The 10815-nt window shown below is 60.1% G+C and carries 11 protein-coding genes and 2 pseudogenes; 7 read left to right on the top strand and 6 right to left on the bottom strand.

Annotated elements, in window-relative coordinates; translation table 11 throughout:
* The 5 genes and pseudogenes from rpsL to GPS82_RS11335 form a co-directional block, all read right to left on the bottom strand.
* Positions 1 to 122 (bottom strand): annotated as a pseudogene (gene rpsL, locus GPS82_RS11355) (30S ribosomal protein S12); the annotation flags it as partial.
* Positions 123 to 247: 125 nt separating this feature from the next.
* On the bottom strand, positions 248 to 1432 hold the full coding sequence (locus GPS82_RS11350) for a D-alanyl-D-alanine carboxypeptidase family protein (RefSeq protein ID WP_296494683.1): 1185 nt from the start codon (positions 1430 to 1432) through the stop codon (positions 248 to 250).
* 108 nt (positions 1433 to 1540) lie between these two features.
* The gene (locus GPS82_RS11345; RefSeq protein WP_296494681.1) at positions 1541 to 1927 is read right to left on the bottom strand and encodes a (2Fe-2S) ferredoxin domain-containing protein; all 387 of its coding nucleotides are present in this window, start codon (positions 1925 to 1927) and stop codon (positions 1541 to 1543) included.
* 10 nt (positions 1928 to 1937) lie between these two features.
* On the bottom strand, positions 1938 to 3032 hold the full coding sequence (locus tag GPS82_RS11340; RefSeq protein WP_296494687.1) for a VanZ family protein: 1095 nt from the start codon (positions 3030 to 3032) through the stop codon (positions 1938 to 1940).
* 13 nt (positions 3033 to 3045) lie between these two features.
* Positions 3046 to 3474: a CopD family protein gene (locus GPS82_RS11335; RefSeq protein ID WP_296494686.1), complete on the bottom strand. Its 429-nt coding sequence runs from the start codon at positions 3472 to 3474 to the stop codon at positions 3046 to 3048.
* A gap of 223 nt (positions 3475 to 3697) precedes the next feature.
* On the opposite strand from GPS82_RS11335, the gene hemB reads away from it, so the two are divergent.
* Genes hemB through GPS82_RS11305 form a run of 6 tightly spaced genes read left to right on the top strand, consistent with a single transcriptional unit; the run spans position 3698 to position 8612 of the window.
* Positions 3698 to 4711, top strand: a complete 1014-nt coding sequence (hemB, locus tag GPS82_RS11330; RefSeq protein WP_296494679.1) for a porphobilinogen synthase — start codon at positions 3698 to 3700, stop codon at positions 4709 to 4711.
* A gap of 17 nt (positions 4712 to 4728) precedes the next feature.
* Positions 4729 to 5892 carry a magnesium transporter CorA family protein gene (locus tag GPS82_RS11325; protein WP_296494676.1) on the top strand — a complete coding sequence of 388 codons (1164 nt, stop codon included), beginning with the start codon at positions 4729 to 4731 and terminating at the stop codon, positions 5890 to 5892.
* Between the two features lie 29 nt (positions 5893 to 5921).
* On the top strand, positions 5922 to 6542 hold the full coding sequence (locus GPS82_RS11320) for a MarC family protein (RefSeq protein WP_296494674.1): 621 nt from the start codon (positions 5922 to 5924) through the stop codon (positions 6540 to 6542).
* Positions 6543 to 6592: 50 nt separating this feature from the next.
* The gene (locus GPS82_RS11315) at positions 6593 to 7180 is read left to right on the top strand and encodes a LemA family protein (protein WP_296494672.1); all 588 of its coding nucleotides are present in this window, start codon (positions 6593 to 6595) and stop codon (positions 7178 to 7180) included.
* Positions 7180 to 8091 (top strand): TPM domain-containing protein, encoded by a 912-nt coding sequence (locus GPS82_RS11310; protein WP_296494670.1) that lies wholly within the window; start codon positions 7180 to 7182, stop codon positions 8089 to 8091. The genes GPS82_RS11315 and GPS82_RS11310 overlap by 1 nt, the downstream gene beginning before the upstream one ends.
* Complete coding sequence (locus tag GPS82_RS11305; RefSeq protein WP_296494669.1) at positions 8091 to 8612, top strand: TPM domain-containing protein; 522 nt, start codon at positions 8091 to 8093, stop codon at positions 8610 to 8612. Before GPS82_RS11310 ends, GPS82_RS11305 begins: the two co-directional genes overlap by 1 nt.
* Positions 8613 to 8644: 32 nt before the next feature.
* Here the strand turns inward: GPS82_RS11305 and GPS82_RS11295 are convergent, their stop codons facing one another.
* On the bottom strand, positions 8645 to 10399 hold the full coding sequence (locus GPS82_RS11295) for a TolC family outer membrane protein (RefSeq protein ID WP_363717511.1): 1755 nt from the start codon (positions 10397 to 10399) through the stop codon (positions 8645 to 8647).
* A gap of 181 nt (positions 10400 to 10580) precedes the next feature.
* Between GPS82_RS11295 and GPS82_RS11290 the strand changes: the two are divergent.
* Positions 10581 to 10815 (top strand): annotated as a pseudogene (locus GPS82_RS11290) (hypothetical protein); the annotation flags it as partial.

The following is a 10815-nucleotide window of genomic DNA, read 5'->3' as shown; positions in this document are numbered from 1 at the left end:
GTGGTGGTGTAGACGCGGGTGCAAACACCACGGCGCTGGGGAGAATTTTCCATCGCCGGGCTCTTGGACTTGACGGTTTCAACCGCACGCCCCTGACGGATTAACTGATTGATGGTTGGCATTAAGCCTCCTAAAAACTAAACGTCCCTAAACGTTTGAAAGCATGTTATTGACAAAAACGTGAATCCCTTCGGAACATCCGAAAAGCCCATCACTATATCAGGTTGGGCCCCGGTTGGCAAATTCCTCATTTGATCCACAGGCGCAATGCATCCCAGGCCCGGCCCAACACCCCGGCCTGCTCCACACCTTCCAGCACCTGCAAGGGCACTTCTGACACTGGCTGGCCCGCGCTGCTGATTTTGAGCAGGCCCACCTGCTGACCCTTGCTCAACGGCGCGATCATGGGCTCCGGCCGGACCACCTGGGTACTGAGCTTGGCCCCCATGCCCGCAGGCACCACCACCACGATGGCACGGGTCTGGCCCAGCGCCACGGTGGCCGCCTTGCCCTTCCAGACGGCGGGCGTCACCACAGCCTGATTGGCATCAAACAGCTTGACCGCTTCAAACGCCGTGTAACCCCAATTCAGCAATTTTTGAGATTCGTTGGCGCGTGCATTCTCGCTGGCCGCACCCAGCACAATCGACAACAGGCGGCGACTTCCCAGGGCTTCAGGCGAACCGGCGGCCGCGCCAGCCTGGCCCAGTCCCGGCACGTCGCGTCGCGCGGTGGCAATCAAACAATAGCCCGCCGCTTTGGTATGGCCTGTCTTCAGGCCATCGACCGTTGGATCACGAAACAGCAGCAGGTTGCGATTGCTGTCATTGGCTGCGGGCGTGCCCTCGTAGCGGTATTTTTTGATCGCGTAATACGCCACATAGTCAGGAAAATCGCGCATCATGCGGGACGCCAGAATACTCAGATCGCGCGCCGTGGTGGTGTGGCCTGACTCGGTCAGGCCCTCGGGGTTTTTGTAGCTGGTGGCCGTCATCCCGAGCGCCTTGGCCTGATCGTTCATCAGCTGCACAAATCGCTCCAGCGAGCCGCCCACGCCCTCGGCCAGCGCCATGGTGGCATCGTTGCCGCTCTGCACAATCATGCCCTTGATCAAATCCTCCACCGGCACCTGCATCTTGGGATCAATGAACATGCGCGAGCCGGGCATCTTCCAGGCACGCTCACTCACCGGCAGGGTTTGCTTGAGGTCGAGTTTTTTGCTGCGCAAGGCGTCAAACACCAGGTAGGCCGTCATCAGCTTGGTCAGGGAGGCCGGTTCGACGGGTGTGTCGATGTCCTTTTGCGCCAGGATTTGACCGGCGGTGACATCCAGCAACAAATAGGCGCGTGCCGCAATTTCAGGCGGTTGCGGGGTTTGAGCGGCAGCAGAAAGGCACATGGCCGCAATCAGTGACAAGAGTAGTTTTTTCATTGGGATATTCCCCTCGTCAGTCGAGAGGTCAGTCGAGTATTAATTTAAATTTGACAGCCACTGGCGCCTGCGCGACAGCAACCAACGAAGCAATGGATTCAGGCGATGCTAGCGCCCCAGGTCGGCTGGCGTCAGCAGCCGCTCAACCACTTTCCCGTTCTTCAGGTGCGATTCGACGATCTCATCAATGTCGCTGGCATCCACATAGCTGTACCACACAGCCTCCGGGTAGACCACGGCCACCGGGCCGGCGGCGCAGCGGTCCAGACAACCCGCCTTGTTGACGCGCACTTGCCCGGGTGCGGCCAAACCAGCCGCCTTGACCTGCGATTTGCAACGCTCGAATGCCGCTGTCGCATCGTGGTGGGCGCAGCAAGCCTCGCCGTTGCTGCGTTCATTCAGGCAGAAAAAAATGTGGCGCTGGTAATAACTGGCCGCAGGTGTTGGCGCGGCTCCAGGCTGAGTTTCGGAAATGGGAGATATTGGATGTGTCATGCAGCCGATTTTAGATTTTTGAGTCTTTGTCCCACAGCAAACTCAACAAATAAACCAACGCTGCAAAAGGCCACAGCCAGCCAAGCCACTGCGCCAGGCCATGAAACCGGATGAACCGCCCCTGCTCCCACAGAAACAGGTTGTGCTCAAAGTAAGGACTCACCCAGGTCTGGTTGAGCAGACTCAGGTGCACCCCCAGGGCCAGCAGCGCCAGCGCGGCACTGGCCCGGCGCGGCACCCACAGCAACAGCAACGCCATCACCACCGCGCTCGTCAACGCCACCTTGACCGGCGCACTTAGCCAAACCCAGGCATGCTCGGGGCCGACGCTCAGAGCGGCGCTGAGTGCCGTCACCCAGACGCCAAAAAAGCACACCCAGGCAACAAACCAGGCGCGCTTGTCCACCTTGCGAATAATGCAAAACCCCAGCAGGCACGGAATCAACAGGCCCAGCAAGACGCATAACCATTCCACCGAGGGCAACAAAGGCTGCAGTTCCGTCTCACTGAGCGGCAGCCAGTCCAGAAATGGCGTGTCAGTCAGCAGGTCACTGATTCTGGCTTGCAGACGTTCCACCACCTGACCCAGGCCGAGCGGAACCGAGGTGGGAAACAGCAACGCCAATGGCCACAAGGCCAGCAGCACCAACCCACCGCGCGCATCCTCCACAAACCAATGCGCCCTGAACCGGCTCCAGCGTTGTAAAACACCCAGCTTTTCCAGACTCCAGGCGCTCAAGGCACCCAGTGCACCGCCCGCCATGTTCAGCATCAGGTCAAGATTGGACGGCACCCGGTTGGGCAGATAAACCTGAAGCAACTCCAGCAGCAGCGACAGCAGCGAGGCAACCAGTACCCCCAGGCGCAGGGCGTAGCGGGAACGCCCGCTGCGCAGCGCGCTCAGCACCAGGAAAAAACCCAGCGGCATGTACCCAACCAGATTGGTGACCACGTCAAAACCAGTCCAGTATTTGGGCAGCGGGGCGGTCAGAAAAAACCACGGTGCCACGCCCTGGTCTCGCCAACCTGCAAACGGGAAAAGGCTGGCGTAAACAATCAGGCCGCCGTACACCAGTGCCAAAGGCCACGCCGAAGACTTGTGCATCGGCATACGCGTGTCAGAAGGGCTTCAGCACAACCAGGCAGACGATGATCAGCATCAGGATCACCGGCGCTTCATTGAACCAGCGGTACCAGACATGCCCATGGCGCTGCTGGCCGAGCACAAACTTTTTCAGCATCACGCTGCAAGCATGGTGGTAGCCGATGACCAGCAGCACCCCCAGCAGCTTGGCGTGCATCCAGCCGTTGCCCGGCCCCCAGCCAATGCCATAACCCGCCCACAACCAGACCCCAAAAACCAGCGCGGGAACGGCAATGATGGTCATGAAACGCAACAACTTGCGCGCCATCAGCAACAAGCGCTCACGCTCGGCCACCGAGCCCGCAGGCACCATGGCCAAGTTCACAAAAATGCGGGGCAGATAGAACAGGCCGGCAAACCAACTGGCCACAAAAACGATATGGAGAGACTTGATCCAGAGCATGCAGACCGATCTGAATTGGGATTTACGCAAAAAAAACCCCAGCACAAGGGCTGGGGTGGTAAGCCTATTTGCTGTCACACATCAAGGCCCCGCTCAGGGAGGAAAAGCGGGGAGCAGTAAACTGCCCAGTCCGTAATTTAACAAAAAAAATCAGCAGTTTCAAGTCATTGACAAAAAAAATGTCGCTACGATGACACATCATTGCCCAAAAATCGCATTCACCATGACCTATTTCGCTTCTTTTCCGCAAGGTCGGCCCCGCCGCTTGCGCCGCGACAGTTTTACCCGCAATCTGGTGCGCGAGCACTCACTCACCCCGAACGACCTGATTTACCCGGTGTTTGTGGTGGACGGCCAGCAGCAGCGCCAGGCGGTGTCCTCGATGCCCGGCGTGGAACGATTGAGCCTTGATCTGCTGCTGCCGGTGGCTGAAGACTGCGTCAAACTGGGCATTCCGGTGATGGCGCTGTTCCCGGTGATCGAGCAGCACCTCAAAACCCCCGATGGCCGCGAAGCGTTCAACCCCGACGGCCTGGTGCCGCGCGTGGTGCGTGCCCTCAAAAAGGAGTTTCCGGCGCTGGGCGTGATGACCGACGTGGCGCTGGACCCGTTCACCAGCCACGGTCAGGACGGCCTGCCCAGCCCCGACCCAGCCGAGGACGGCTACATCATGAACGATGAAACTGTCGAGGCGCTGGTCAAACAGGCGCTGACGCAAGCTGCCGCCGGCGTTGACATGGTGGCGCCCAGTGACATGATGGACGGCCGCATTGGCGCCATCCGCCAGGCGTTGGAGGCCAACCACTTCATCCACACCCGCATCATGGCCTACAGCGCCAAATACGCCAGCGCCTTTTATGGCCCGTTCCGCGATGCCGTGGGCTCGGCCGCCAACCTGGGAAAAAGCAACAAGAAGGTTTACCAAATGGACCCTGGTAACAGTGACGAAGCGCTGCGCGAGGTGGCCATGGACATCGCCGAGGGCGCCGACATGGTCATGGTCAAGCCCGGCATGCCGTATCTGGACGTGGTGCGCCGCGTCAAGGACACGTTCAAGGTGCCAACCTTTGCCTACCAGGTCTCGGGCGAATATGCCATGCTCAAGGCCGCTGCCCAAAACGGCTGGCTCGACCATGATGCCGTCATGATGGAAAGCCTGCTGGCCTTCAAGCGCGCCGGAGCCGATGGCGTGCTGACCTACTTTGCGCGCGATGCAGCCAGGCTGTTGCGCCCATAACCAAGCCAGCACCCGTCATGCGAATCTTCTCGATCAGCGCCAGCCGCGCGTCTGAAATCGCTGCCGGCGCGATGCCTGAAGGCTTGGCTGATTTGCAACTGCCAAAGACCGGCTTCCTGTGGATTTCGTGCACCCGCGCCGAGCTTGAACGTTGGCAAACACCGCTTCAAACCACCCTGCAAACGCTGTGCAAACTGCAATTGCTCGACCTTCACGTGTCGGACCTGCTCAATGCGCAACTGCCCTCACGCTTCGATTTCACCTCGCAATACGATCTGATGGTGTTTCGCGGCCTGACAAGCGCCCACGCCCCGTCGGTCGCGCCAGCCAGCCAGCCGCTAAAGCATTTGCCAGAACGCGGCGGCCCGCCCATCTTGCGGCGCATCGACACCAGCCCGGCCGGGTTCGTGGTGTTCGACCGCGTCCTGCTCACCATCCACCCCAACGCGCACAACCTGCGCGACGCCTACGCCGCACGCCTGCTGGCCGACAGCGGCACCGACAGTGCGGCCAATGCGGCGCCGGGGGTGCCCGACAGCCGCTCCACCGGGGCGCGCGGTGTTCCCGCCAACCCGGCCGACCTGATGCTGCGCATCGTCAACCAAATGGTGGACGGCTATCTGGCGCTGCGCAGAGAGCTCAGTCAACAACTTGACCACTGGCAGGCCGAACTGCTCAACCCCAAGACCCGCTTCAACAACTGGAACGCCCTGCTCAGCGCCCGTTTGTCCTTGCACCACCTGGACGAAATCTGCGAAGACCAGCGCGCCGCCATCCAGGACTGGATCGAATCCCTTAAAAGCTGGCCGGATCACGACGAGTTGCTGAGCAGGCACCAGCGTGACCTGTTGCATGTGCGCAGCCGCGATGTGCTGGAGCACATCGAGCGTGTGTTGCACCATGTGCAACGGCTGGAGCAAAACGCCGAAACCACAGTGCAAATGCACTTCAACGCGCAAAGCCACCGCACCAACGAGATCATGCGCACGCTCACCGTGCTGACCGCCATTTTTCTTCCGCTCAACCTGATAGCAGGCATTTTTGGCATGAACTTTGAATTCATCCCGTTGCTGCACATGAGCAACGGCTTCTGGCTGGCCATGGTGTCAATGGGGCTGACGGCCGCCGCTCTGGTATTGTTCTTCTGGCGCAAGCGTTATCTGGAACGCCCGTCGCGCTGAAGTTCCAGGCTCTTCAAGAAAATACCTCAATGGACCTCAAACCTCTCGTCACCTTGCTGGCCATTGTGAATCCGCTGGCGATCGTGCCATTTTTCATCCACTACACCCATGATTTCACGCGTGAACAGCGGCATCGCACCATCTGGATTGCCTCATTCAGCACGTTTGTGGTGATTGCCGTCAGCGCCCTGATGGGCCTGCACATCCTGGAGTTTTTTGGCATCTCGCTGGCCAGTTTTCAGGTCGGCGGCGGCATGTTGCTGCTCACCTCTGCGCTGGCCATGCTTAACGCCCAGCCCGCCGAGGCAAAGTCCAATGAAGAAGAAATGCACGACGCCTCTGCCCGTGCCAGCATTGCCGTGGTGCCCCTGACCATTCCGCTGCTGACCGGCCCGGCCACCATGTCCACAGTGGTGATTTATGCCGACAAGGCCAAGACGTTCTGGCAACTCGGCGCGCTGGTGGGTTATGGTGTGGTCATCGCGCTGGCCACTTTTTTGTGTTTTTCGCTGGCCAACCCGATTGCGCGGGGACTCGGCAAAACCGGCATCAACGTCATGACCCGGCTCATGGGACTGATTCTGGCGGCGCTTTCGGTGGAGGTGATGGCAGACGGGCTGGTCAAGCTGTTTCCCATCCTTGCAAAATAGCAAGCCACGCCCCATCTCGTGGTGGCCCTGATTTTTTTCTGGAGGTATTTATGAAACGCTGGCTTTTGATTTTGATGACCGCCCTGACCCTGACGGGCTGCGGCTACAACGACTTTCAACGCCTGGACGAGCAAACCAAATCGGCCTGGAGCGAGGTGTTGAACCAGTACCAGCGCCGCGCTGACCTGGTGCCCAACATTGTGGCCACCGTCAAGGGCGAGGCAGCTTTTGAGCAGGAAACCCTGACCAAGGTGATCGAGGCACGCTCCAGGGCGACGTCGATTCAGGTCACACCCGAGACGCTCAACGACCCGGCGGCGTTCAACAAGTTTCAGGCCGCGCAGGGCGAACTTGGCTCGGCGCTGAGCCGCCTGATGGTGGTGGCTGAACAGTACCCCAACCTGAAAGCCAATCAGGGCTTCAGTGATCTGCGCGTGCAACTCGAAGGCACCGAAAACCGGGTGACAGTGGCGCGCAACCGCTACATCCAGGCGGTGCAAGAATACAACGTGCTGGCGCGCAGCTTTCCGAGCAACCTCACGGCCATGGTGTTCAGCTACTCGCCCAAGCCGAGCTTTACGGTACAAAACGAGGCAGCCATTTCAACGCCACCGGTGGTTGACTTCAACAAGAAATGATGAATTTGCCACAGCTGATGCGTGGCTGGCCACCGCTAACCCGGTGGCTTGCAGCGCTTTTGCTGCTGTGCTTGATGGGTTTTGGCGCGGCCCGGGCGCAGCAAGCCGTGCCTGCCCTCACGGGCCATGTTGTCGACACGGCGGGCACACTCGACGCAGCCCAGCGTGGCGCGCTTGAAGCCAGGTTGAGCGCCTTCGAAATAGCCAGCGGCTCGCAGGTGGTGGTGTTGCTGGTGCCCGGCACCCAGCCCGAAGACATTGCCAGTTATGCCAACCGCGTGGCCAACACCTGGAAAATTGGCCGCAAGGACATTGGCGACGGCCTGTTGCTGATCGTGGCCGTGCAAGACCGCAAGTTGCGCATTGAAGTCGCCAAAACGCTTGAAGGCGCGATTCCCGACCTGGCCGCCAAACGCATCATTGACGAGGCGATCACGCCGCGCTTCAAGCAAGGCGACTACGCTGGTGGCATTGATGCTGGCGTCACGCGCATCATGGGGTTGATCCGGGGCGAGGCGCTGCCCGCGCCTTCGCAGACAGGCAGCCAGGCTCCTGCTGGTTTTGACTGGATGCAACTCGGCATCTTCATGTTCATCGTCGTGCCGGTGATCGGTGCGGTTGCCAAAGGCATCCTGGGTAACCGGCTCGGGGCTGTCGCCACCGGCGGCGTGGCCGGCGTGATTGCCATGGCACTCACTGCCAGTTTGTTGATTGCCGCGCTGGTGAGCGTCGCTGCCATCGTCTTCACCTTGGTGCGAAACATACCGGGCAAACGCAACGGCGGCTGGCCGGGTGGTGGCAACGCGGGCTGGGGCCACGGTGGTGGCGGCTTTGGTGGCGGCGGTGGTGGTGGATTTAGTTCGGGCGGTGGTGGCAATTTTGGTGGCGGTGGCGCCTCGGGAGGTTGGTGATGTGGACGCGTCTGATCCGAATCTTCAAACATCGCTGGCAAAGCGATGATGCGGCACAGCGGGCCGTGCCGCCGGCACTGCTCGACAAACTGGCCGCACAGGTGGCCCACAGCGAAGCCGGGCATAGCGGAGAAATTCGCATTTACGTCGAACCTGGCTTGCCGCTGAGCTACCTGTGGCAGCCTGCCAGCATGGCGCAGATCACGCATGAGCGCGCGCTGGCCATGTTCGGCAAGTTGCGGGTGTGGGACACCGCGCACAACAACGGCGTGCTCATCTACCTGCTGCTGGCAGAGCACCGCATCGAAATTGTGGCCGACCGCGGGCTGAATGAACGGGTTTCACCAGACACCTGGCCGCGCCTGGTGGCGAGCATGGGCGCGGCGTTCAAGGCCGGAGACTTTGAGGGCGGCTTGACCCAGGCGGTGCAAGAGGTGTCTTCGCTATTGCAACAGCACTTTGCGTTGCAGAGCGGGCAGGTCAACGCCAATGAGCTACCCGACCTGCCGCTGCTGCGCTGAGCCTGCAAACTCAAGACTCAGCCAGCCGACCTTTACTTGGCAGGCGCAGGTGCTGCCAGCGACTGCACCGACACATCCACCCGGCGATTTTTGGACCGGCCCTCTGCGGTGGCGTTGTCTGCCACCGGCTCGGACTCTCCCTTGCCAACAGTCTGCACGCGCTTGATGTCAACGCCACTGCTCACCAGATAGGCTTTGACCGCGTCTGCGCGCGCCAAAGACAGGCGCTGGTTGTACGCATCACTGCCCACGCTGTCGGTATGCCCCGTGGCAATGACCACGTCAAGCTGCATGCCCTTGATCTTGGCCACCAACTCGTCAAGCTTGACAGTGCCCCCCAACTTGAGCACCGACTTGTCAAAGTCAAACAGCGCGTCAGCGGCCAGGCTCACCTTGGTTGCCGCAGGAGCGGCTGGCACAGCAGCCCGCGCACGCGGTGGAATCACGATGCCGGCCTTGATCTGGTCCATGGTCGCCACCAAGGTTTCGTCCACCGGGCACAACTCGGCCGGATCAAGACTTTCGCGGTCCTGGCCCGCATCCTTGGCGCTTGGCAAGTCTTCACGCTTGACACCCACGGTGGACACCAGCTGCCCCATGGCCGCCAGCGTGCGCGCCTGCGCAACGGCAGCGTTGTGGCGCGCATTGATGTATGCCCGCGTGGCTTCAAAGTACTCGTTCTGGCTGTCCAGCAAGTCAAGCAGCGTGCGCTGGCCAATATCAAACTGCTGGCGGTAGGCCTCGCGTGATTTTTCTGTCGCCAGACGGTGCAGATTCTGGTACTTTTGCTGCTCGTCCAGACTGCGCACATCACTGTAGGCAATTGACAAGTTTTGACGCACATCGCGACAGGCCTTTTCCTGCAAGTCGCGCGCCTGTGCCGCCTGGTCCACCGCCTGACGCTCACGGGCCTTGTCGGCACCGCCACGGAACAGGTTGTAGTTCAGCACCAGTTCAACACCATTCACCTGGGTGCCACCGCTGATACCACCAGTGTTATTTTCATCACGGGCATAGGCACGCAAGTCGAGGCGCGGCCAGTAAGCCGCCTTGCTGGACTCGATGGCCGCCTTGTAGGCGCGCACGTTCTCAAACGCGGCGTTCAAGGTTGGGCTGCCCTGCATGCCGTCATTGAGCAAAGCCGTGGTGGACACCGGCATGGTCCCCAGCTTGAACGGCTCGGGCAAAGCCGGCAGGCTGGCCGGTGGCTTTTCACCCACGATGCGCAAATAGCGCGCGCTCACATCATGCAGGTTGGTCAACTCGGTCAGCAAATTGGACTCGGCCAGCGCCAGCCGGCCGTTGGCCTGCTCAACGTCAACCCGGCGACCCACGCCGGCATTGGCGCGCTCTTCAACCTGCTGCGTGCTTTGTTTGTGTTCCACGTAATTCTGCGTGGCGGCGTCCACCAACTCGCGGTAACGCACCACATCGGCATAGGCACGCAACGCTTCCTGGGCAGCGGTCTCGGAGGCCTCCAGCAACTCGTAATAACGCGTCAGCTTGGCATAACTCAGGCGCTTGACCTCATTGGGCGTGAACATGCCATCAAATAACATCTGGTTGAGGGTGAGCTGGGTGGCATTGAAGTCGTAGCGGCCGTAGTTGATTTGGGGCGTCTGGTTGTCCTCGCGCCCGATGGTGGCGGTCAGGTCCAGGCTGGGGAAATAGCCACCACGCGCCACATCGCGCTCGTTACCGGCGGCCTTGAAGCCGTTCCAGCGTGCCTGCACCTCAGGGTTGGTGGTCACTGCCTTGCGCACCGCCTGTACGATAGGATCAGGCAAGGTTTGCGCCTGGACACCCATTGCAAAAAGAATGGATAGCGCCAACACTGACAACCGGTAGTCTTTAAAATTCATACATCCCCCGAAAAAATTTGCGTAACACTTTGAAAAAATACCCCTGCACCAAAGCAAGGAAAAATATTATGGCCTGTTTTGAATTTTTTTCAAAAACCTTTCTGCCATGAATGTCACCCTTGCACAAATCACCGGGCCACCCCGTGACTCGTGCAGGCACGCTTGGGCAGTTTCAATCGGCTTGTTGTTACTGTTTTTAACTTCTTTCGCCGCACCCGATCTTGACAATACACAATCCCTGGCACTCCAACGTTATGGCAGCCAAGCCGCTGCAACCGTCGCCGCCTGGCGCCAGTTAATGGAGGAAACCCGCACCCTGCCCGACCAGGACAAACTCGCCA

Origin of the sequence: Rhodoferax sp., from assembly GCF_011391645.1 — a bacterium.
GTDB lineage: Bacteria > Pseudomonadota > Gammaproteobacteria > Burkholderiales > Burkholderiaceae_C > Rhodoferax.
The sequence above is the reverse complement of the archived record's forward strand: the minus strand, read 5'-3'. Positions and strand labels throughout refer to the sequence as shown.